This window comes from Streptacidiphilus pinicola (genome assembly GCF_003258295.1).
Classification (GTDB): Bacteria; Actinomycetota; Actinomycetes; order Streptomycetales; family Streptomycetaceae; genus Streptacidiphilus; species Streptacidiphilus pinicola.
The window spans coordinates 120,387-142,126 of the sequence record NZ_QKYN01000040.1 but is presented as its reverse complement, the minus strand read 5'-3'; the positions used below and the strand labels follow the sequence as shown (position 1 = coordinate 142,126).

Below are 21,740 nucleotides of genomic sequence, written 5' to 3'. Positions count from 1 at the left end.
TCCTGGTCGGGAGGTGTCCGATGTTCCTCGACCTCACCCTCATCGGCCTGGTCACCACCCTGGAACCGGTTCCGATCGTGGTGTTCATCCTGCTGCTCGCCGGGGAACGCGGACTGTTCCAGGGGCTCGTCTTCACGCTGGCCTGGCTCGCGTCGATCGTGGCCGTGCTGGCCCTCACGGTCGGGCTGACGGGCGGGAAGCCGCTGCTGCCACACTCCTCGCCCTCGACCGCCGCCATCGCCGTCAAGCTGGCCGTCGGCGTGGGGCTGATCTTCGTGGGCGAACGCAAGCGACGGCGCAGGCACCGCAGCCCCGACACTCACCGGACGCCCGCCTGGATGGCGCGGCTCGAAACCGCCTCGGCATGGACGGTTGCCGGAATCTCGGTGATCGTCCAGCCGATGGCGCTGGTCGCCGCAGGCGCCGCCGTCGTCACCGAGGCCCACGTGTCGAGCCTCTCTTCCTATCTGCTGCTCTTCTACTTCTGCGTCCTGTCCACTGCGAGCCTGCTCACCATGGAGCTGTGGTCGGCGTTCGCGCCGGAACGCGCTGGACACCTCCTCCACGGGCTGCGGACCTGGATCGAGCGCCACCAGGACCAGGCGATCATCGTCCTGTCCCTCCTGCTGGGCCTCTGGCTGGTGGGAAAGAGCATCGACCAGCTGGTCACCTGATCTTCTCGGATCTCCGCGGTGACCTGCAGGGATCGCTCTCGGGCAAGCCCAGGCCGGCCGATGGCCCCATCATGGAATTGCCACGTTCTGCAGCCCCGCACCCGAGAGGCCTCGGCCATCCGGACCGTTGCCTCCCACGGAGGACAAGGGAGGCGGTGGCAACGTCGTCGTTCGCGCCGCAACCACCGAGACCCCAGCCCCCCCAGCGGAATCCGCTGAGGCGTCGCAGCGACACCCTGCGGGAGTGGTTGCCGGCGCTCCTGGCCCTGGGCCTGGCCCTCGCCGCCGCTCTGTCCGTTCTGCTGGGACTCTTCACCTACGTTGTCGATCGCGCCTCCGCCGCGCGGCAGGCGGAGCAGCTGCACCCGGTTTCCGCGGTGGCTGTCGGACACCCCTTCGCGGCCGGCGTCGCCGTGAGGATCGCGACGGTCGACTGGACCGACGCCGCCGGCAGGCACACAGCGCAGGCGAGGGTGTCGGCCTCGACGGAGCTGGGCGACCACGTGGTCATCTGGGTCGACCGGAACGACGTTCCGCGGGTTCCCCCCGTCCCAGCCGTCCAGAGCGTGGGCACCGCCCTGGCGTACTCCGTCGCGGCCTTCGCCGGGGCCACCACATTCCTGGTTGGCGGGCATGCTTGGGCTCGGTACGCACTGAACAAACGGGTGGAGCGGTCCTGGGAGCAGGAGTGGGCTCTGGTCGAGCCGGAGTGGAGTCGCTGGGGCCGTCGGGGCTGAACCGGCACCAAGCGCCTGCGGCGGGCCGTCACGCCGCCCCGAGGTCGCGCCGGTCCGCTTCGTGTTCGCGTGAGTCGCGGCCCACGCGCCGCCAGATGGCCCGCTGGACCTTGAGCGTGAGTGTGCCGACAACGATCAGCACAGCGATGTTGACGAGCAGTTGGATCAACGACCCGCGAGCCTCGGACCAGCTGGCGAAGGCGGTGGAGACGCCGATGTCCGCAGCCGCCGGAATGGTGGTGACGGAGATGAAGACGCCGAGCAGCGCGCTCGTCCTGGCTTCGGTGAGCGAGACGATGCCCACGATTCCAGCCAGCGCCGCGACGGCGAACGAGAAGAAGTTCGGTGTGTTGATCAGGTTGGAGACGGGTCGCAGGCCGGCGGCGAACGCCTTCGACTGGAACCCGAAGCCACGGATCATCAGGCTGAACAGGAACGTGGCGACGATGGCCAGCAGGAAGCCGACGAGCAGCGCGAGCAGCCCCTGGCGGACCCTCGGCCGCGAGTGCTGGTCGATGCCGAGGGCGATGCTCACGATGGCCCCGTACTCGGGCCCGACGACCATGGCGGCCACGATGAGGATCTGGGAGTTGGTGACGATCCCCACGGCTCCGAGCAGGCCCGCGACGACAAGGTAGAGGTAGAAGCTCGGCGTGTACGTCCCCTCCGCGCGGATGCGGGCCTCGACCTGTTCCCAGACCGGTGCGTTGCCGAGTGCGCCGAGCCGGTTGGCTCTGACCTCGTCGGCCCGCCCGGAGAAGGCCATGTCGACGGGCTCGATGACGATCGAGCCGTGCTGGTCGAGGCGCAGGTCACGCAGGCGGCGCAGGACCTCGTTCGCCCCTCCCGTCAGTACGTCGCACACAATCTGGTCGCCGTCCGGGTTGCGCGCGGACTCCCTCTGGACGATCAGGTTGAGCACGCTCGGATCACTTCCGAGGATCTCGAGCGCCCGCTCGGTGAGATCCGCGGGGCTGACGAGGCGGACGTGGATCATGTCCATGCCGAACCTCCGCGTTCGATCGTCACACTCTCCGCAACCTGCGATCACCTCCAGTAACACCACGGCTGCGGAAATCGGCAATCCAGGGTCCGTCGGCAGGCCAGGCGGAAACGCGGTATCTGTCGGATATTGGTTCGTGCCGGCAGTTCGACCGAGAACGGACGGGAAACGAACCAGCCCATGGACACCCACGCGCGGCCGGGGCCCTCAAGCGCAGGACGAATGAGCCAGGACGACTTCCGGGCACTGTACGAGCGGCTGCGGCAGCGGGCGTGGGGCGGCGCCCGCGGCGCCCTGGACACCATCACCCCGGAGCGGATCCGGGCGGCGGCCGCCGACGTCCGTACCGGCCGGACGGTCACTCTGGCCGCGCCGGTCGAGACCGAGCCCGGCCCCGACAATCCGCAGCCGGCCGGCCACCGGCTCACCAGTCCACCCGAGGAGAGCGCGGATTCCCGTGGGCTGCACTTCGCCACGGACCGCTTCAGCATGAACGTGCACGGTGACGCCGACACGCACGTGGACGCGCTGTGCCACGTGGTCTACGACGGCACGCTGCACGGAGGTGTCCCCGCGACCACCGTGACACCCGCGGGAGCCACCGCTCTGTCCGTCGATCTCGCGCGTGACGGGATCGTCGGGCGTGGCGTGCTGCTCGACATCCCGCGCCTGCGCGACGTGCCCTGGCTCGAACCCGGCGACCAGGTGACCGCCGAGGACCTCGCGGCCGCCGAGGAGGCCCAGCAGGTGCGGGTCGGCGCGGGCGACCTGCTCTTCGTCCGCGTCGGCCACCGGCGACGGCGAGTCGAGTCCGGAGCCTGGGACGCCGCCCACGCGCGCGCCGGGCTCCATCCCACCGCGGTGGAGTTCCTGGCGGACCGTCGCGTGGCGGTGTTGGGCAGTGACAGCAACAACGACGCGGCACCCAGCGCGGCGGACGGCATCGCGTTTCCGGTACACGTGCTCGCCGTGCACGCTCTCGGCCTGCATCTCCTCGACTATCTCCAGTTCGAGGACTTGGTACCGGTCTGCGTGCGGGAGCGCCGTTGGTCGTTCCTCTGCGTCATCGCACCGCTGCGGCTGCCTGCGGCCACCGGCTCCCCGGTCAATCCGATCGCGATTCTCTGAGGTGGCGGGCGATCGGGTGAACGGCCCGCGTCGCTTCGGGGATCGACTCGCCCACCAGGGAAACGCCCGATAGCTTGCGATTTGACATGGATTGGCCGCGCCGGGGCGAGGCCGACGATCTGAGGACGGAGGCCTGCATGGCCGACGATCAGCACTACGACGTCATTGTCATCGGAACCGGCGCGGGCGGAGGCACGATCGCCCACCGGCTCGCCGGCACCGGCAAGCGGATCCTGATCCTGGAGCGCGGTGACTACCTGCCGCGCGAACGGGACAACTGGGAGTCCACGGCCGTCTTCGTCAAAGGCAAGTACCTTGCCCCGGAGGCCTGGTACGACAAGCACGGCAACGAGTTCCAACCCGAGGTCAACTACTACGTCGGCGGGAACACCAAGTTCTACGGCGCCGCCCTGTTCCGGCTGCGTCCCGAGGACTTCGGCGAACTGCGGCACCACGGTGGCATCTCACCCGCCTGGCCCGTCGACTACCAGGATCTCGAGCCCTACTACACCCAGGCCGAGCACCTCTACCTGGTCCACGGCCGACACGGTGAGGACCCCGGCGAGGGGCCGGTCAGCGCGCAGTACGCCTATCCGCCGGTGGAGCACGAACCGCGCATCCAGCAGCTCAGCGACGACCTGGAGAAGCAGGGGCTGCATCCGTTCCATCTGCCGATCGGGGTCAACCTCACCCAGGACCAGCAGGGCGGTGCCACCCATGAGAGCGTCTGCATCCGCTGCAACCGGGTGGACGGCTTTCCCTGCCTGGTACGCGGCAAGGCCGACGCGCAGGTCATCTGCGTCGAGCCGGCCCTGGAGCACGACAACGTCCGCATGGTCACCGGCGCCAACGTCCGGCGCCTGGAGACCGACGCGACCGGACGCGTGGTCACCAAGGTGGTCGCCGAACTCGACGACGGGTCCACGACCGACTTCAGCGCCGACATCGTGGTGGTCGCCTGCGGGGCCGTGAACTCGGCCGCGCTGCTGCTTCGCTCGGCGAACGACCGGCATCCGCGCGGACTGGCCAACAGCTCGGACGTGGTGGGCCGCCACTACATGCGGCACAACAACCTCGCGCTGATGGCGGTCTCGAACGAGCCGAACGACACCCAGTTCCAGAAGACCCTCGCCATGAACGACTGGTACCTCGGTGCGGACGACTGGGACTACCCGCTCGGCGGCATCCAGATGCTGGGCAAGTCCGACGCCGACCAGATCCGCGGCGAGGCGCCCCGGTGGGCCGGCAAGGCCTCACCGGACATGCCCTTCGAGGTGCTGGCGCACCACGCGGTGGACTTCTGGCTCTGCGGCGAGGACCTTCCGCAGCCGGACAACCGGGTCACCCTGGACGGCGACGGGAACATCCACCTGGCCCTGGACGAGAAGAACAACATCGAGGGTCTCAAGCACCTGCAGCGCAAGCTGCAGGGCATGCTGGGTCATCTGGGCATGCATCCGCACCACTTGATGCCGCACAGCCTCTATCTGCACAAGGGAATGCCGATCGGCGCCACCGCGCACCAGGCCGGCACCGTCCGCTTCGGCGCCGACCCGACGAGTTCGGCCCTCGACGTCAACTGCAAGGCCCACGACCTCGACAACCTCTACGTCGTGGACACGAGCTTCTTCCCGAGCATCGGCGCGGTGAACCCCTCGCTGACCGCCATCGCCAACGCCCTGCGCGTGGGCGACCACATCACCGACCGCCTGCGCTGACGACGGACCCACCCTGCCTCCGGGCTCCGCGTCCACCGCCTACCCGGTGGTGGGCGCGGAGGCGGGGCTGAGCAGGATGGCGATCTCTCCGGCCCGCGGTGCAGCCCGGTGGGTCTGGGTGACGGGCGTGAGCCGCCCTTCCGGGTCCACCAGGAACAGCACGTCGTGCCCGGCGGGAACGCCGCCGTCGACCCGGTGCGTCACGATCCGGGAGCCGTCCTCGTACCTGCGGGCCAGCTCCGGTCTGGTGAGCCCGGTCCCGAACAGTGGTTCCCCACCGGCGAACGCGGCGATCACACCGTGACTGCTGGTGGGGGGCCCGAGACGCTGGACCGGACCGTCGACGACTCCCCGCAGGGTCACCGCGGCCAGCGCGTTGAAGTCGTCCTCCTCGGTGAGCAGCAGGACCCCGGTGATCCCCTCCAGCTCCGCGCCCTCGCCGGTGGCCGCCGCGAACAGTTCCCCGGGCGCCAGTCCCAGCCCGGCCGCGCTGATCAGCTCACGCTGGCGCTCCGTCCCGGCCCACATGAGCACGTCCAGGCCGGCCGTGCGCAACGCCACTCCCAGATCCACCGCCCACGGCTCGCCGCCGACGAGCAGTGGCCGCGAGCGGGCCGGTCGCAGCACGTTCAGGCGCCTGGCCACGGGGAAGGCCGTCAGGCCGTACAGCGTGACCGTGGCGACGATCACCAGGAAGGTGACGGGGAGGATCTTGTCGGCGCCGCCGACGCCCTTGGCGACCAGGGTGGCCGAGAAGGTCGAAGCGGTGGCTGCGGCGACGATGCCTCGTGGTGCCATCCAGCCGATGAACGCTCGCTCTCCACGCGGAATGTCGGTCCGGGCGGTGGACAGGGCCGCGATGAGCGGCCTGACCACCAGGACCAGGGCGGCGACCAGGCCGAGCGTGGGCCAGATCAGGTGTCGCAACGAGGCAGGGGTGACGGTGGCGGAGATGGAGATGAACAGCAGTCCGATGATCAGCGACACCAGGGTCTCGAAGAACGTCCGCCGTACCGGCAGGTCCAGGCCGGGGAGATTGGCGAGCGCCATCCCCATCACCACCGCGGCGATCAGCCCGGTGTCGTCGCGGACCGCGTCGCAGGCCGCCGCCACGCCCACCGCGGCGGCGAGTTGCACCGTCGTACCGAGGACCTCCCCGAGCCGCAGACGACGAAGGAGCGTCCACAGCAGCGCGGCTCCCACCGCGCCCCCGAGCAGGCCGACCGCGGCGCTGGCCGCGAACTGCCCCAGCTGGGCGGCCAGGCCCTTCTTGGTGCTGGAGACGACGGCGTGGAAGACGAGCGCGCCCAGGATGCCGCCGACCGGGTCGATCAGCGACCCCTCCCAGACCAGGATGCGCTGGAGCCGCTCGCTCGGCCGCACGAAGTTGAGCAGCGGCCCGACGACGGTCGGTCCCGAGACGACGAGGATGGCTCCCAGCATCACCGCCGATCGCTTCGGCATGCCCAGGAGCTGGGCGGCGAGAACGGCGGCGGACGCCCAGGTGATCAGTGTGCCGATCCAGATCAGCCGGACCACGACGCGACGCGTGTGTCCCTGGAGTCTGTGCAGGTCGAGTTCGAGACCGGCGTCGTAGAGGATGACCGCCACGGCCAGCGACACCATCGGGGAGAAGGCCGCGCCCAGCAACCGGTTCGGATCGACGTCACTGGTCAGCGCGCCGGCGGTGAATCCGACCGGCAGCAGGACGATCAGCGCGGGGATGCGCAGCCGGCTCGCCAGCAACTGGGAACCGACGGCGAGCACGACGATCAGGCCGAGGCCCGCGAGAATCTGACTCGTCGTCAACGCGCACCTCGAATGCCGAACAGCCCGGCGAAGCCGCCGCCGGGGGTGACCACCCGGCAAGGGGTGACGTGGTCCTCCACCGAGGGTCAGCCGCCGGTGGCGAAACCGGGGAAGAGGGTCATCCCGCCGTCGACGTAGAGCGTCGCGCCGACGACGTAGTCCATCAGATCGGACGCGAGCACAGTCACGGCGTCGGCGATATCCTCCGGGTCGCCGACCCGGCGGTAGGGGATCAGCTTGAGGAGTTCCTGCTCGGCTTCGGGCGTGTCCCAGGCGCTGCGGTTGATGGGGGTGCGGATGGCGCCCGGCGCGACGGCGTTGACCCGGATCCCGTGCGGCCCGAGCTCCTGTGCCAGGGTCTGCATCAGCATCAGGACGCCGCCCTTGGAGGCGGCGTAGTTCACGTGGCCGGACCAGGGGATGATCTGGTGCACCGAGCTCATGCAGACGATCTTCCCCGCGGAGCGGGACACCTCCGGGACGACGCCTCGGCGCAGGAACTCCTTCGCGGCCTCCCTGGCGCACAGGAACTGGCCGGTGAGGTTCACGTCGATGACCTTGTGCCACTGTTCGACGGTCATGTCCGTCAGGGCGGCGTCCCGTTGCAGGCCGGCGTTGGCCACCAGCACGTCGATGGTGCCGAACTCCTCCATCATGCGCGCGAACATCCCGACGATCTGGCCCTCGTCGGACACGTCCGCCTCGTGTGCGAACGCCCGCACACCGAAGCTCTGGATCTTGCTCACCACGTCCTCGGCCGCCTCCCGGCCGAAGACGTAGTTGACGACCACATCCGCCCCCGCGCGCCCCAGCGCGATCGCTGTCGCCAGGCCGATGCCGGAGTTGGCCCCGGTCACCAGGGCCTTCTGCCCCCTGAGAAGCGGCAGCGCCGCCGGCCGCCCTCCGCTGTCCGCCGGTGTGGTCACTGCCGTCTCCCGTCGTTGGGGGTGCCCGATCGCCTGGACGGGCCGAACCTGCCATCGCGACACAACCACCCGGACCGGCCGACCGCACGCAGGCGCATGCTGCGTTCGGCCGTCGGAGGTATCCGTCGTCCGTCCGATGGCGTAGCCGGCATGGCATCCGAGCAGGGCCCGCGCATGCGGCCGAGGGCGTCGAGGGTTCGAATGGCACCATGGAAGAGCATCCGGCTGTCACCTACACCGACGAACTGCTGGCCCTCACCAAGGATCTCGACCGCGCGGCCGCCTCGGACTTCGTCCTCCGCGTCTTCGACAGCGGTGCGGACCACGGCTCCCACGAGACCCTTGCCAACATCGCGGCCGCGGAGACCGAGAAGGACGCCCAGATCCGCCGCCTCGCCGAGCGCCTGGTGGCTCTGGGCGAGGACCCCCTGGACGTCGCGCGGCTGATGCGGGAGGCCGGCTGAACGAGGCTGCGATGACGACGGGCCCCGCTCAGGAGGTCTCCGACGCCCAGGTGCCCCAGGGACTCAGCCCCCAGCGCAGGGTGTGCTGATCGCCGCTCCGCAGGGTCACCAGGGCGTCGCCGCTCTGGAAGGCGTTCGCAGGGCAGGTCATCGGTTCCACGGCGAGCGCTTGTCGCCGGGCAGGTTCGGCAAGCGTGTCGCCGCTGTAGACCTGTACGAAGCCCGCTCCCTCCCCGATTCGGACGTCCACACCGCGCAGACCGGCCGGATGGGCCAGGCGGACCACCGACCAGCCCGTCGCGTCCGGCTCCAGGCCGCTGAAGGCGGTGTCGAGATGCCGGTCGGCGATGCGCTGCGCGGTGCGGAAGTCGTAGGGCGAGCCCTCCACCGACTCCGTCGCAGAGGGAATGCCCCGTTCGTCCGTGCGGAGCCAACGACCGGCGGGAACGGTGAGCAGGACGTCGTCGACCAGCTCGGTCCCGACCGTGAGGTACGGGTGCTGGCCGACGCCGTAGGGCGCGGCACGCGAGCCCGCGTTGCGCGTGGTGATCTCGACGTCGAGGCCGTCGGCGGTCAGTGCGTAGGCGGCGGCGAGCTCGAGCAGGAACGGGTATCCCGGCTGAGGCCAGAGGGTTGCGCCCAGCACGACGCGGTCCTCGGCCGCCTCCAGCATCTCCCAGGAGACCCAGCGCATCAGCCCGTGAATGGCGTTGCCGTGCTCGGTCTCGCTCAGCGGCAACTGAAGCTGTTCCCCGTCCCACCGGTAGGCGCCTCCACGGACGCGGTTCGGCCATGGGGCCAGCAGCTGACCGCGCCCTCCCTCGATCGTCTCGTCGGCGCCGAATCCGGCGATGACGGGCCGGCCGCCCACGCGGTAGTCGCGGAGCGCGCCGCCCAGTTCCACCACGACAGCTGTCTGATCGCCGGACCGGAGCTGGTGCTGACGTCCGGTCAGGTACTCGGTCACACGCGGCCTCCTCGCGAGTCGTCACGACCGGCCTGGTGCCGCGCCGCCCTCTCCCCGACCGGCTCGCCGCCGGCCGGCTCCCCGCCCGTCGACGGGGACGTCTCAGGCGCGGTGGCGGCTTCCGGCGTCGATGGCGGGGTCAGCCTGAGCGTGAGCACGTAGGAGACCACGACGGCCACGATCACCAGTGGCATCACGGTGAGCCCCTCCGTCCCCAGAAGCAGGGTGGCCAGCAGCACGGAGACCATCGGGAACCTGAGCATCGCGGCGGACATAGCGCCCACGCCCATCGCGAGCCCGGCGGTCTCACCGAGCCCGGGCAGGTGCGAGAGCAGGATGCCGCCGGCCGCGCCGACGAACATGGAGGGGAACACCGGACCGCCGCGAAAGGCGGACATGGACACGCAGTACGCGACCGCCTTACAGCCGACGAGTACCACGAGGGCACCCGCCGAATACTGCGCGCTGTTCTCGAGGAGGGGGCCGAGCCCGCTCTGCCCCGAGTACAGGACGCCCGACGCCGCGTGCCCGGTCCACTCCGCGTAGACGAGGGCGATCACACCGACGACGACGCCGGCGACCACGGTGGCCGGCAGCCGGCGCGGCTCGACCAGTTTCAGCAGGTGGAGCGCCAGCCACCGGATCCCGCTGCCCAGGAGGGCCGCCGCCACTCCGATCACCAGCGCCCAGCCGAACTCGGCGACATCCGGTCGGGCCGCGTGGGGGACGTCCGGCAGGATCAGCGAGTAGGTGCCCAGGCCGGTCCACGAACCCAGGCCGGTGAAGATGAGGGCACCGATGCCGGAGGCGAGCAGGCCGGGCACGAGCACGACGCCGAGCAGCGGTCCGCCGAGGCCGGACATCTCCATCAACAGGAACGCCCCGAGCAGGGGCGAGCCGAGCAGGGTACTGATCGCGGCGAAGCTCCCGGAGGACCCGACGAGGGCTCTCGCCTGCTTCGGGAACGGCTTCCGCGTCAGCCGCAGTGCGGCCACGGCCAGGCCGCTGCCCAGGGCGATGAGCGGGGCCTCGGGCCCGATGACGGCACCGAGACTCAGTGAGACCACGGCGGCGAGCGCGACACCGGGGAGGTCGGCGGTCGGGGTCGGACCCGATGCCACGAAGCCCCGGGCCGGTTCGTGTCCGCCCTGGCCCGGAAGGTACCGGATGATCGGGCCCACGAGCAGCCCGGCCACGGCGAGCAGCGGCACCGGCCACCAGTTCGGCGTGCCATGGAACCCCAGGGCCTTGGGCAGGTCCGTGTAGGTCAGCGACTGGAGTTCGTTGACCAGCGCGAGGAAACCGAATGCCGCGGCGGAGATCGGGACACCGAGGACAGCGGAGATCAGGAGCAGCATCAGGTACCCGCGGCTGCGGGCGAGCCTGAGCGGGTCCGTGGCGGCCGCCGGGGGATTCCCCTCGGGCTCGGCCGGACGGTTCCCGGTACTCACTCCGTCTCCGCGGACGGGGCGAAATGGTCGGCCGAGATGCGCAGCCGGAAGACGTGGTAGGTCCAGCCCTGGTAGAGAAGCACCAGGGGGAAGAAGACGATCGCGACGACGGTCATCACCTTCAGCGCGTAGTTCCCCGACGCACTGTTGTGCACGGTCAGGTCGTAGGCGGAGTTGGTGCTCGACACCATCAGCCGAGGGTAGAGGTCGACGAACATCGACAGGATGGTCGTCGCGATCGTGACCGTGGTGGCCACGAAGGCCCACCCCTCGTGCCGCGAGTTGACCAGCCAGGCCGCGGCGAGAACGGCGATGACGGCGACGAACTGGAGAATGCTCGGCAGCACTCCGTCGCCCGCGGTCGCATGCGTCCAGGGCAGGAAAGCGAGCACGGCCAGGGCGGTGACCGGTGCGATCGACCGAGCCAGCCTGGACGCGCGTGCCCGTACCGCGCCGGTCGTCTTGAGCGCGATGAAGGCCGCGCCGTGCAGGAGACACAGCAGGACGAGCGTGATGCCGGCGAACACCGAGTACCCGGAGAAGAGGTCTCCGACGTTGCCGGTGAACTCCTGGTTCTGATCGATCGGCACGCCGTGCAGCAGGCCCCCCAGCGCGATACCGATGAGCAGCGGGACCAGCAGACTTCCGCAGGTGAGGGTGGTGTCCCAGACGCGGCGCCAGCGCACGCTGTCCACTTTGCCGCGGAACTCGAAGGACACCCCGCGCAGGATGAGCCCGACCAGCAGCAGGATCATCACCGGATAGAAGCCGGAGAACATGGTCGCGTACCAGGCGGGGAACGCCGCGAACATCGCTGCCGCCGCGACGATGAGCCAGACCTCGTTGCCGTCCCACAGGGGTCCGATGGTGTTGATGGTGGCCCGCCGCCCTGCCTCGTCCCGCGCCACGACGGTGTGCAGCATCCCCACGCCCAGGTCGAACCCCTCCAGGATGAAGAAACCGGCCCACAGGACGGCGGTGAGGATGAACCAGAAGGTGGCCAGCGCCATGGGAGACCTCTGTGGTGGGTGGGCCGTCAGTAGGAAAGGCTCGGGACGGGCTCGTCCGCGTTGGGCGCCGGTGCCAGGTCCTTCCGGGCGAAGCGGATCATCAGTACCGCCTCGACGACGGCCAGAGCGGCGTAGAGGAGCAGGAACACCAGCAGGCTGGTGGCGACCGTCGCCGTGGTCACTGATGGCGAGACGCCGTTCTTGGTGAGCTGGATGCCCTGCACGATCCACGGCTGCCGACCGCTCTCGGTCAGCAACCAGCCCGCGGTGTTCATCAGGAAGGGCAGGACGACGGCCCACACGGCGATCCGCTGGAACCATCGCGCGGCGCCGAGCCGTCTGCGCCACAGCAGCCACAAGCCCCACAGGCCGACCAGCAGAACCACGACGGCGAGGTAGGCCATGACACGCATCGACCAGTACTGGATGAAGATGTTCGGGACGTAGTTTCCGGGGCCGTATTGCGCCTGGTACTGGCTCTGGACGGTGTCGAGGCCCAGGACCTTCCCGTTCCAGTGATTGGTGGCCAGCAGCGAGAGCAGGTGCGGCACCTCGATGATCTTCGTCGGGGTGTGGTCGTTCTTGCCCCCGCCGACCTGGAAGAGCGAGAAGGAGCAGGGCTGGCAGGTCGTCCACTGGGCCTCGGCGCCCGCGATCTTCATCGGCTGGTACTTTCCCTCGGTCACGCCCAGCTCACTGCCGACCAGCATCGCCACCAGGATCACGGGAACGAGGACGATCAGGGAAAGGCGCGCGGAGGACTGGAAGGTGCGCGGTGACGTCCCTTTGCGGAGCTGCCACAGCGAGACGGCCAGCATGACCACCGACCCGGTCACCACGGATGCCAGGATCGCGTGCAGGTAGCCGCGAAGGAACACGGGGTTGGTGAAGAGCTTCCACACGTCGTTGAGCTGGGGGCGGCCGGTCGAGGAGTTGATCGTGTAGCCGACCGGGTGCTGCATCCACGAGTTCGCCGCCATGATGAAGGCCGCCGACAGGGCCCCTCCCACCGCAACCAGCCAGATGGTCGCCAGGTGCACGCGCTTGGGGAGTCGGTCCCAGCCGAACAGCCACAGGCCGAGGAAGGTGGACTCCAGGAAGAAGGCAGCCAGCCCCTCCATCGCCAGGGGCGCACCGAACACGTCCCCGACCGTGCGTGAGTACTGCGACCAGTCCATGCCGAACTGGAACTCCTGGACCAGACCCGTCACCACGCCGACTGCGATGTTGATCACCAGCAGAGTGCCGAAGAACCTGGTCAGTTGCAGGAGCTCGGACCGGCCCGTCCGGTGCCAGCCGGTCTGGAGCAGGGCGGTCAGGAAGGCCAGCCCGATGGTGACCGGGACGAACAGGAAGTGGTAGATCGACGTCATGGCGAACTGCAGTCTGGCGAGGTCGAGTTGACTCATCCCAGCTCCTTGGGCCTGTTGTGGAACTCGCTTCGGACCAGCCCGCGTCGTCTCGGCCTTCAGTCATGCACAGACTCGGCACGCGTCACGCGTGGCAGCGGCGCTGTTACGTCCATTGGGCGTCGGCCGAACAGCGCAGCGCCGTGGCTGAGGAGCATCCTCGCCCGCACCCGGCACCTCGCTCGCCGGGCGTGGTGATCCGTGCGGAGCGATAATCCAAGGGATTGCTCCGTGGCAGGTCGGAGACGCTGCCGCGGACGGCCCGACGATCAGCAAGACGGAGGGATTGCCATGGCGCTTGTGACATCACCGTCGTCGTCTGTCCGCGTCGCCTATGGACCACCCAGGTCGATCACCCCACCTCGGCCGCTGTGGTGGGCGGACCAGCGGCAGGCCGTCGGCTATCTGTTGCTGGCCATCGCGGTCTGGTTGTTCGTCACGATCTGGGTGCTTGACTACCCGCAGACCGCGCTGGTCCAGGATGCCCACCTGAACGAGATCATGGTGGGGATCGTGGTCTTCCTCAACGGCTTGGCGCGCCTGCTCCGTGACCCCTCCCGGGTGAGCGACGGGATTGTCGCGCTGGCGGGCGCGTGGCTCATCGCCGCTCCGTTCGTTGTGGGATACACCACCAGTGCCGAGGCCGGTGACGCCGCGGTCACCGATGTGGTGACCGGAGGCGTGCTGATCCTGCTCGCCCTGTACAGCGCCTTCGCGCTCAGGATTTGCGAGCGGCTCCTTGCCCGCGGGTCACGGACCAAGCAGTAGCTCCTGGATCACGACGGCAACCGCCGCAGCGGCCAGGGACCAGCCAAGGAGGCGCGCTCGCAGCGTCGAATAGCGGGCGGTGTATTCCTGCCGCATGGCCTGGCTGCGCTCGGCGAGGTGGCAGACGGTGGCACGGGAGGTTTCCAGGCGGTCCGCGGTGTAGACGCGGATCACCTCGTCGCGTTGAGCGGTGGTCAGCCACGGCAGTCTGTCCGCGAAGCGCTGCGCCGCGGACCGTGCCTGCTTGGCCTCCGCCTGCCAGACCAGGAAGCCCTCCAGATGGCGTAGCCCCTCCTCCGGGTCCGGGTCTCCTGGGTGATGCGCGGTCCCCCTGGGGTCGGAGAATCTGCTCCCGGGCCGCTCGCTCACTCGGTTCGACCCTTTTCCTGCTCGAGTGCGGCGGCCAGGTGCGGGGGAACGGTGCCGACGTTCTCCGCGTAGTCGCGGGCCGCGATGGCGGGGTGGTGCAGCTCGAAGGCGGGGGATTCGGAGCGGATGCGCGGCAGGGTGAGGAAGTTGTGCCGCGGCGGCGGGCAGGAGGTCGCCCACTCCAGCGAGCGGGCGAAGCCCCAGGGGTCGTCGACGTCGACCTTCTCGCCGTACTTGGCCGTCTTCCAGACGTTGTAGAGGAACGGCAGGATCGACACGCCCAGGATGTAGGAGCCGATGGTCGAGACCACGTTGAGGGTGGTGAATCCGTCCGCCGGCAGGTAGGTCGCGTAGCGGCGTGCCATGCCCTCGGCGCCGAGCCAGTGCTGCACCAGGAAGGTGGTGTGGAAGCCGATGAACAGCAGCCAGAAGGAGATCTTCCCGAGGCGCTCGTCGAGCATCTTCCCGGTCCACTTCGGCCACCAGAAGTGGAAGCCCGCGAACATCGCGAAGACGACGGTGCCGAAGACCACGTAGTGGAAGTGGGCGACGACGAAGTACGAGTCCGAGACGTGGAAGTCGATCGGCGGGGAGGCGAGCAGAACACCCGTCAGACCACCGAAGAGAAAGGTCACCAGGAAGCCGATCGTCCACAGCATCGGGGTCTCGAAGCTGAGCGAGCCCCGCCACATGGTGCCGATCCAGTTGAAGAACTTGACGCCGGTCGGAACGGCGATCAGGAACGTCATGAAGGAGAAGAACGGCAGCAGGACCGCGCCGGTGACGTACATGTGGTGCGCCCACACCGTGATCGACAGGCCGGCGATGGCGATGGTGGCGGCGATCAGCGAGGAGTAGCCGAACATCGGCTTGCGCGAGAAGACCGGGATGATCTCGGAGATGATCCCGAAGAACGGCAGCGCGATGATGTAGACCTCGGGGTGGCCGAAGAACCAGAACAGGTGCTGCCACAGGATCGGCCCGCCGTTCGCGGGGTCGTAGACGTGCGCACCGAACTTGCGGTCGGCCTCGAGCGCCAGCAGCGCGGCGGCCAGCACGGGGAAGGCGAGCAGCACCAGCACGGCGGTGAGCAGCACGTTCCAGACGAAGATCGGCATCCGGAACATCGTCATGCCCGGGCAGCGCATGCACAGGATGGTGGTGATGAAGTTGACCGAGCCGAGGATCGTGCCGAAGCCGGACAGCGCCAGACCCATGATCCACATGTCGCCGCCGATACCGGGGCTGTGGATCGCGTCCGACAGCGGCGCGTAGGCGAACCACCCGAAGTCGGCAGCTCCGTCCGGGGTGAGGAAGCCGGCGACGACGATCAGTGAGCCGAAGAGGTAGAGCCAGTAGGCGAAGGCGTTGAGCCGCGGGAAGGCGACGTCGGGTGCGCCGATCTGCAGCGGCATGATCCAGTTCGTGAAACCGGCGAAGAGCGGTGTCGCGAACATCAGCAGCATGATCGTGCCGTGGATGGTGAAGGCCTGGTTGAACTGCTCGTTCGTCAGCAGCGTGTTGTCCGGCTTGATCAGTTGACTGCGAATCATCAGGGCCAGGATGCCGCCGACGAGGAAGAACCCGAATGATGTGATGATGTAGAGCGAGCCGATGGTTTTGTGATCTGTGGTGGTCAGCCACTTGACGATGACCTGCCCTGGGGACGGCGGCTTGCGCTGCGCCGTGATCGCGTCGGTCACGACGGTGGGCTCTGCGGCCTGCATGGTTCTCCTCGTGCGCGGCCCTGCACCGGTCGAGCGCACGGGGGGCACGGTGGTGCTGGGCAGCCGTCTGTCCGGCTTGCCCGGAACGTTAGTGACTGTCCGTCGAGCCTGAGGGCGACACGCCGGACAGGGCTCTGCCCCGTAGCCGGTCGTGTGCATCGACTGTGCCATTCGAGTGGCTGGACACAGGCATCCGCCCGGCCGGTGCCCGGCCGGGCGGATCAGCGGGGATGCGGACACCCGCCCCAGGGCGTCACCCCGTCATGCTGTCGAGGGCCTCGTCCAGGGTGGTGGCGGCGGTGATGAGCGAGAGGTGGGTGAACGCCTGCGGGAAGTTGCCCAGTTGCTCGCCGCTGGGGCCGACCTCTTCGGCGAACAGGCCGACGTGGTTGGCGTAGGTCTGCATCTTCTCGAAGGTGTAGCGGGCTTGGCGCAGGCGGCCGGAACGGGCGAGCGCGTCCACGTAGAGGAAGGTGCACAGACTGAAGGTGCCCTCGGAACCGCGCAGACCGTCGGGGGAGGCAGCTGGGTCGTAGCGGTAGACGAGGCTGTCCGAGACCAACGTGCGGTCCATCGCGTCCAGGGTGGACAGCCACGTGGGATCCCGGGGCGCCACGAAGCCCACCCGGGGCATCAGCAGCAGTGAGGCGTCCAGGACGGCGTCCGCGCCGTAGTGCTGGACGAAGGCCTTGTCCGTCTCGCTCCAGCCGCGGGACATGACCTGCTCCAGGATGGTGTCCCGGGCCTTGGTCCAGCGTTCGGTGTCGGCGGGCCGGCTGAACTGGGTGGCCATGCGCAGTCCGCGGTCGAAGGCGGCCCAGCACATCACCCGGCTGTAGGTGAAGTCCTTGCGTCCGCCGCGGGTCTCCCAGATGCCCTCGTCGGGCCGGTCCCAGGAGTCGGCCAGCCAGTCGAGCGCGTCGGCGAGGGCCCTCCAGCCGCGGTAGTCGGCCTGCATGGCGACCGTCCGGCCCTCGGAGAGGCCGTAGAGCGCCTCGCCGTAGATGTCGAGTTGGAGCTGGTCCGCGGCCGCGTTTCCGACCCGCACCGGGTAGGAGCCGCGGTATCCCTCGAAGTGCTCGAGGATCTCCTCGGTCAGAATGGGCTCCCCGTCGACCCGGTACATGATCTTGAGGGCTTCCTTGCTGCCCTGCTCCCGTTCGGTCATGAGCCGGTTGCGGATCCAGTGGGTGAACGCGGTCGCCTCCTCGGTGAACCCGAGGTCGAGCAGGGCCCGGATCGACAGGGAGCCGTCGCGGATCCAGGTGTACCGGTAGTCCCAGTTGCGTTCCCCGCCGACCTGTTCGGGCAGGCCCATCGTCGCCGCGGCGATCGGGGCGCCGGTGGGTGCGTAGGTGAGCAGTTTCAGGGTGATGGCGGACCGGTTGACCATGTCCGGCCAGCGGCCGCGGTAGCGGGATCCGCGCGTCCAGCGCTGCCAGTGGTCGACGATCCCCCAGAGCCTCTCCTCCGCCTCGGCCGTGGTCACGGGGGGCGGCGGGGGCCCGACGGGGCTGCACACGGTGAGGAGGACGACCGCGGTCTCGCCCTGGTGGAGGGTCACGGTGCCGACGGCGTCGTTGGTGTCGCGCTCGACGGGGAAGGTGGCCTGGAGGTGGGCGGTGATCTCAGGGGCCCGGAACACCACTCCGTCAGGTGTGAGGTCCAGGTCGTGGGTGGCACGGCCGTAGTCGAAGCGCGGACGGCACTCCATGGTGAACCGGACCGTGCCCCGGACCGAGCGGATCGCGCGCAGGAGGGTGTGCCGGTCGGTGACGGTTTCGGAACCCGCCGGATCCATGCAGTCGAGGACCTCTCCGACGCCGTCCGGCGACATGAACCGGGTGACCAGGACGGCCGTGTCCGGGTAGTACAGCTGCTTGCGGGACTCGTGCCCCGTGTCCGGCGAGATACGGAAGTAGCCGCCTTTGTCGTGGTCGAGCAGGGCGGCGAAGATGCTCGGGGAGTCGAACCGGGGAGCGGAGAACCAGTCGACGACTCCCTGCGAGGAAACCAGGGCGGCAGTCTGCAGGTCGCCCACCAGCCCGTGCTCGGCAATCGGAGGGTAGCGGTCCATGAGCGTCCAATCGAAGGGAATCCCCTCTTCACTATCTGACGCGTCCCACGCCTCCGCCTCTCGCGCCGCGCTCGCCCCCGCGTTCGGGTCCGTCCGACTGCTTGGACAGCCCCCGTAGCCCGGTCCGCCCCGCGGGGTCCAGCAGGGCATGCCGATCTGTTACGTCCAAACGGGTGAGTTCGCCTCCAGGACTGATGCAGAGGGCGTCACACAAGGGACCGCGCGATGCGGAATCCGACATCGTCGACTCGGAAGGTCGGGTGGCTCCGGCGTCGTGCCGACGCCCGGCAGCTCCAGTGCTCGTCGAACCAACCGCCGCCACGCAGTACCCGGTAGGTGCCATAGACCTCGGCGTCGTAGACGTCCCAGCACCAGTCCCAGACATTGCCGAGCATGTCGTGAAGACCCCACGCGTTAGGGCGCTTGCCACCCACGTCGTGGACGCGCTCGTGCGCGTTTCCGCGATGCCACGCGATCTCGTCCAGGTCCCCGTAACGCGGTCCTGCCGTACCCGCACGGCAGGCGTGCTCCCACTCGGCCTCGGTCGGCAGGCGGTACCCGTCGGCGGACATGTCCCACTCGACACCCTCGCCCCCGGCGTCGAAGGTGTACGCGGGCACGAGCCCGTCGGCCAGGGACAGGGCGTTGCAGAACCGCGCCGCGTCCCACCAGGAGACGCACTCGACGGGGAGCCGGTCCCCGTGTGCGGTACTCGGGCGCTCGCCGGTGATCCGTGCATACAACGCCTGCGTGACCGGGAACGCCCCGAGTTGGTAGGCCGCGAGCTCGACCGGCCAACTGCGCTGCGTCCTCCGGTCCGACAGCGTCACCGTTCCCGGCGGGATGGCGACCAGCTCTTTCCCCGTAAAGACGTCCACGATCAGGAGATCCTACGAGGCCCACGGGCGGGCCGGGGGGTGACCTGGAGGGTCACCGGCGCTGCGCAGATTTGGTGGATTGTGTTGACGCATGCTCAGAAGCCAACCATATTGAGCAGAACTGAACGCGGATGCCAGCCCGACCCGTAAGACGACGTGTGCACCAGGCACCACCGCGCCCGTGCGCGGGCCCCCGACCGTCCTCCTCACCCGGGAGACCAACCCATGGGTCACCGAAGCCTGCCCTTCTTCTGTCGCGTCGCGCTCAGCGCGGCCCTCGCCGTCGCCGGCGCCCTGGGGGCCGCGCCCGGCGTCCAAGCCGCAGCCCCGACCTCCCCCACCATCACCGTCGACGGCACCAAGCCGGGACTGGCGTTCGACGGCGTCGGTGCGATCTCCGGGGGTGGCGGCAACTCCCGCCTGCTGGCCGACTATCCGCCTCGACAGCGTAACCAGCTGCTGGACTACCTGTTCAAGCCCGGCTACGGCGCCTCGTTGCAGACGCTGAAACTGGAGATCGGCGGCGACACCAACTCCACTGACGGCGCCGAGCCCAGCATCGAGCACACCAAGGGCGTCGTCGACTGCGACAACGGCTACGAGTGGTGGCTCGCGGAACAGGCCAAGGCCCGCAACCCGCACATCAGGTTCTACGGCCTCGCCTGGGGCGCGCCCGGCTGGATCGACGGCGGGTCAGGGAACTTCTGGTCGCAGGACACCATCGACTACCTGATGTCCTGGATGGGCTGTGCCGCCAAGCACCACCTGACGGTCAGCTACCTCGGCGGCTGGAACGAGCGCGGCTACGACAAGACCTGGTACGAGCACCTCAAGGCCGCCCTGGTCTCCCACGGCTACGCCGCCACCGAGATCGTCGCCGCGGACAGCGACTGGTCGGTCGCCGACGCCATGGCCGCCGACCCCGCGTTCAAGAAGGCCGTCGACATCGTCGGCGTCCACTACCCCTGCGGATACAACAGCGCGTTCACCGCCTGCCCCAGCACCGCGAACGCCCAGACGCTCGGCAAGCCGCTCTGGGCGAGCGAGAACGGTTCCGAGGACGCGAACGCCGGCGCCCCGGCGGTGGCCCGCGCGATCAACCGCGACTACATCGACGGCAGGATGACCTCCTACATCAACTGGCCCGTCATCGCCGCGCTCTACCCCAACCTGTCCTTCTCCTCCGACGGCATGTCGATCGCGAACCAGCCCTGGTCCGGCCACTACAGCATCGGCTCGACCACCTGGGTCACCGCGCAGACCACCCAGTTCGCCCGGCCCGGCTGGCACTACATCGACGCCGCCTCCGGTTACCTCGGCGGCGACCGCGCCAACGGCAGCTACGTCACGCTGAAGTCCCCGGACAAGCACGACTACAGCACCGTCATCGAGACCGTGGACGCCACCGCCGCGCAGACCGCGCGCCTCACCGTCACCGGCGGCCTGTCCACCGGCAAGGTCCACGTCTGGGCCACGAACCTGGGCTCGAACCGCTCCGCGGACTGGTTCGTCCACACTCAGGACATCACCCCGAGCCACGGTCACTACGCACTCACGCTGAAGCCCGGTTACGTCTACACCGTCACCACGACGCCCGGCCAGGGCAAGGGCACCGCCACCTCCCCGGCTTCCGCACCGCTCGGGCTGCCCTACGCGGACACCTTCCAGAAGCCCGCCACCACGACGTCCCCGAAGTACTTCACCGACATGAACGGCGCCTTCCAGACCGTCCGTTGTGGCGGGGGCCGGGCCGGGACCTGCCTGCGGCAGATGGCGGCGAGCACGCCGATCCGCTGGACCGACGAGCCCTACGACGCGCCCTACACGATCATGGGAGACGGTGACTGGACCAACTACACCGTCTCCGCCGACACGCTCTTCGAGCAGTCGAGCACAATCGAACTCCTGGGCCGGGTCAACCAGCAGGGCCGCAACAACAACGGCCTGAACGCCTACCACCTGCGCGTCAGCGACACCGGCGCCTGGTCCCTCGACAAGAGCGACACCGACTGGAACTTCACCACGCTCGCAAGCGGCACCGCCACCGCGCTCGGTACCGGTCGCTGGCACACCGTCTCGCTCACGATGCAGGACACCACCCTCACCGCCGAGATCGACGGCCGTGTCGTGGGCAGCGCCACCGACGGCAGCTTCACCAACGGCCAGGCCGGGCTCGGCGTGACCGGATACCAGACGGACGAGTTCGACAACTTCAAGCTCACCCCCGGCACTCCGGCCCCGCCGCATGTCGGCCCCATCACCTCCGCCCTGCCCGGCAAGTGCGTCGACGACGCGGGCGACTCCGCCGTCGACGGCACGGCGGTGCAGCTCTGGGACTGTGACGGCGCCGCCTCGCAGGTGTGGACCTGGTCCAACGGCACCCTCACGCACGACGGCAAGTGCCTCGACGTCACCGGCCAGGGCACCACCGGCGGCACGCTGGTCGAGCTGTGGGACTGCAACGGCGGCCCGAATCAGCAGTGGACGCCCCAGCCGGACGGCACCCTCAAGGGCACCCAGTCGGGGCTCTGTCTCGACGACCCCGCCGCCGGCGTCACCAACGGGACCCGGCTGGAGATCTGGGACTGCAACGGCGGCGCCAACCAGCAGTGGAAGCTGCCCTGA

The 21,740-nt window shown here is 69.2% G+C and carries 18 protein-coding genes; 7 read left to right on the top strand and 11 right to left on the bottom strand.

Going from position 1 to position 21,740, the window contains the following annotated elements:
• Positions 1-20: 20 nt before the first annotated feature.
• Both DN069_RS11600 and DN069_RS11595 read left to right on the top strand, forming a co-directional pair.
• Positions 21-674, top strand: a complete 654-nt coding sequence (locus DN069_RS11600) for a GAP family protein (protein WP_111500836.1) — start codon at positions 21-23, stop codon at positions 672-674.
• A 71-nt stretch (positions 675-745) separates the two neighbouring features.
• Positions 746-1,411 (top strand): Rv1733c family protein, encoded by a 666-nt coding sequence (locus tag DN069_RS11595; RefSeq protein ID WP_424556274.1) that lies wholly within the window; start codon positions 746-748, stop codon positions 1,409-1,411.
• A 28-nt stretch (positions 1,412-1,439) separates the two neighbouring features.
• Here DN069_RS11595 and DN069_RS11590 read toward each other — a convergent pair whose 3' ends face one another.
• The gene (locus DN069_RS11590; protein WP_111500834.1) at positions 1,440-2,414 is read right to left on the bottom strand and encodes a DUF389 domain-containing protein; all 975 of its coding nucleotides are present in this window, start codon (positions 2,412-2,414) and stop codon (positions 1,440-1,442) included.
• Between the two features lie 222 nt (positions 2,415-2,636).
• Between DN069_RS11590 and DN069_RS11585 the strand changes: the two genes are divergently transcribed.
• Both DN069_RS11585 and DN069_RS11580 read left to right on the top strand, forming a co-directional pair.
• Positions 2,637-3,542 (top strand): cyclase family protein, encoded by a 906-nt coding sequence (locus DN069_RS11585; RefSeq protein ID WP_111500833.1) that lies wholly within the window; start codon positions 2,637-2,639, stop codon positions 3,540-3,542.
• Positions 3,543-3,679: 137 nt separating this feature from the next.
• Positions 3,680-5,260 carry a GMC oxidoreductase gene (locus DN069_RS11580; protein WP_111500832.1) on the top strand — a complete coding sequence of 527 codons (1,581 nt, stop codon included), beginning with the start codon at positions 3,680-3,682 and terminating at the stop codon, positions 5,258-5,260.
• Positions 5,261-5,299: 39 nt separating this feature from the next.
• Here DN069_RS11580 and DN069_RS11575 read toward each other — a convergent pair whose 3' ends face one another.
• Positions 5,300-7,069: a cation:proton antiporter gene (locus DN069_RS11575; RefSeq protein ID WP_111500831.1), complete on the bottom strand. Its 1,770-nt coding sequence runs from the start codon at positions 7,067-7,069 to the stop codon at positions 5,300-5,302.
• A gap of 86 nt (positions 7,070-7,155) precedes the next feature.
• Complete coding sequence (locus DN069_RS11570; protein WP_111500830.1) at positions 7,156-7,995, bottom strand: SDR family oxidoreductase; 840 nt, start codon at positions 7,993-7,995, stop codon at positions 7,156-7,158.
• A 209-nt stretch (positions 7,996-8,204) separates the two neighbouring features.
• On the opposite strand from DN069_RS11570, the gene DN069_RS11565 reads away from it, so the two are divergent.
• Positions 8,205-8,459 carry a hypothetical protein gene (locus DN069_RS11565; protein WP_111500829.1) on the top strand — a complete coding sequence of 85 codons (255 nt, stop codon included), beginning with the start codon at positions 8,205-8,207 and terminating at the stop codon, positions 8,457-8,459.
• 28 nt (positions 8,460-8,487) lie between these two features.
• On the opposite strand, the gene DN069_RS11560 is transcribed toward DN069_RS11565, so the two are convergent.
• The 4 genes from DN069_RS11560 to DN069_RS11545 are packed head-to-tail and all read right to left on the bottom strand — an operon-like array spanning position 8,488 to position 13,296.
• On the bottom strand, positions 8,488-9,426 hold the full coding sequence (locus DN069_RS11560; RefSeq protein ID WP_111500828.1) for an aldose 1-epimerase family protein: 939 nt from the start codon (positions 9,424-9,426) through the stop codon (positions 8,488-8,490).
• Complete coding sequence (locus DN069_RS11555; protein ID WP_424556273.1) at positions 9,423-10,877, bottom strand: chloride channel protein; 1,455 nt, start codon at positions 10,875-10,877, stop codon at positions 9,423-9,425. The genes DN069_RS11560 and DN069_RS11555 overlap by 4 nt, the downstream gene beginning before the upstream one ends.
• Positions 10,874-11,887, bottom strand: a complete 1,014-nt coding sequence (gene cydB, locus DN069_RS11550; protein WP_111500827.1) for a cytochrome d ubiquinol oxidase subunit II — start codon at positions 11,885-11,887, stop codon at positions 10,874-10,876. Before cydB ends, DN069_RS11555 begins: the two co-directional genes overlap by 4 nt.
• 26 nt (positions 11,888-11,913) lie before the next feature.
• A complete protein-coding gene (locus DN069_RS11545; RefSeq protein ID WP_111500826.1) occupies positions 11,914-13,296 on the bottom strand; it encodes a cytochrome ubiquinol oxidase subunit I in 1,383 nt (460 codons plus the stop codon).
• Positions 13,297-13,527: 231 nt separating this feature from the next.
• Here DN069_RS11545 and DN069_RS11540 point away from each other — a divergent pair, with 231 nt between their 5' ends.
• A complete protein-coding gene (locus DN069_RS11540) occupies positions 13,528-14,064 on the top strand; it encodes an SPW repeat protein (protein WP_165845469.1) in 537 nt (178 codons plus the stop codon).
• Here DN069_RS11540 and DN069_RS11535 read toward each other — a convergent pair.
• The 4 genes from DN069_RS11535 to DN069_RS11520 all read right to left on the bottom strand — a co-directional run bounded on the left by DN069_RS11535 (position 14,047) and on the right by DN069_RS11520 (position 19,115).
• A complete protein-coding gene (locus DN069_RS11535) occupies positions 14,047-14,433 on the bottom strand; it encodes a hypothetical protein (protein WP_243639102.1) in 387 nt (128 codons plus the stop codon). The two genes, DN069_RS11540 and DN069_RS11535, sit on opposite strands and share 18 nt — an antisense overlap.
• Positions 14,430-16,160 carry an aa3-type cytochrome oxidase subunit I gene (gene ctaD / locus DN069_RS11530; protein WP_111500824.1) on the bottom strand — a complete coding sequence of 577 codons (1,731 nt, stop codon included), beginning with the start codon at positions 16,158-16,160 and terminating at the stop codon, positions 14,430-14,432. The genes DN069_RS11535 and ctaD overlap by 4 nt, the downstream gene beginning before the upstream one ends.
• 253 nt (positions 16,161-16,413) lie before the next feature.
• Positions 16,414-18,237 (bottom strand): glycoside hydrolase family 15 protein, encoded by a 1,824-nt coding sequence (locus DN069_RS11525; RefSeq protein ID WP_111500823.1) that lies wholly within the window; start codon positions 18,235-18,237, stop codon positions 16,414-16,416.
• A gap of 206 nt (positions 18,238-18,443) precedes the next feature.
• Complete coding sequence (locus DN069_RS11520) at positions 18,444-19,115, bottom strand: formylglycine-generating enzyme family protein (RefSeq protein ID WP_111500822.1); 672 nt, start codon at positions 19,113-19,115, stop codon at positions 18,444-18,446.
• Between the two features lie 225 nt (positions 19,116-19,340).
• Between DN069_RS11520 and DN069_RS11515 the strand changes: the two genes are divergently transcribed.
• On the top strand, positions 19,341-21,740 hold the full coding sequence (locus DN069_RS11515) for a ricin-type beta-trefoil lectin domain protein (RefSeq protein WP_111500821.1): 2,400 nt from the start codon (positions 19,341-19,343) through the stop codon (positions 21,738-21,740).

What these genes read in the sequence shown, in the direction of transcription:
- DN069_RS11600 (WP_111500836.1), top strand. Translation starts at nt 21, where the DNA reads ATGTTCCTCGACCTCACCCTCATCGGCCTGGTCACCACCCTGGAACCG.
- DN069_RS11595 (WP_424556274.1), top strand. Translation starts at nt 746, where the DNA reads ATGGAATTGCCACGTTCTGCAGCCCCGCACCCGAGAGGCCTCGGCCAT.
- DN069_RS11590 (WP_111500834.1), bottom strand. Translation starts at nt 2,414, where the DNA reads ATGGACATGATCCACGTCCGCCTCGTCAGCCCCGCGGATCTCACCGAG.
- DN069_RS11585 (WP_111500833.1), top strand. Translation starts at nt 2,637, where the DNA reads ATGAGCCAGGACGACTTCCGGGCACTGTACGAGCGGCTGCGGCAGCGG.
- DN069_RS11580 (WP_111500832.1), top strand. Translation starts at nt 3,680, where the DNA reads ATGGCCGACGATCAGCACTACGACGTCATTGTCATCGGAACCGGCGCG.
- DN069_RS11565 (WP_111500829.1), top strand. Translation starts at nt 8,205, where the DNA reads ATGGAAGAGCATCCGGCTGTCACCTACACCGACGAACTGCTGGCCCTC.
- cydB (WP_111500827.1), bottom strand. Translation starts at nt 11,887, where the DNA reads ATGGCGCTGGCCACCTTCTGGTTCATCCTCACCGCCGTCCTGTGGGCC.
- DN069_RS11545 (WP_111500826.1), bottom strand. Translation starts at nt 13,296, where the DNA reads ATGAGTCAACTCGACCTCGCCAGACTGCAGTTCGCCATGACGTCGATC.
- ctaD (WP_111500824.1), bottom strand. Translation starts at nt 16,160, where the DNA reads ATGCAGGCCGCAGAGCCCACCGTCGTGACCGACGCGATCACGGCGCAG.
- DN069_RS11525 (WP_111500823.1), bottom strand. Translation starts at nt 18,237, where the DNA reads ATGGACCGCTACCCTCCGATTGCCGAGCACGGGCTGGTGGGCGACCTG.
- DN069_RS11515 (WP_111500821.1), top strand. Translation starts at nt 19,341, where the DNA reads ATGGGTCACCGAAGCCTGCCCTTCTTCTGTCGCGTCGCGCTCAGCGCG.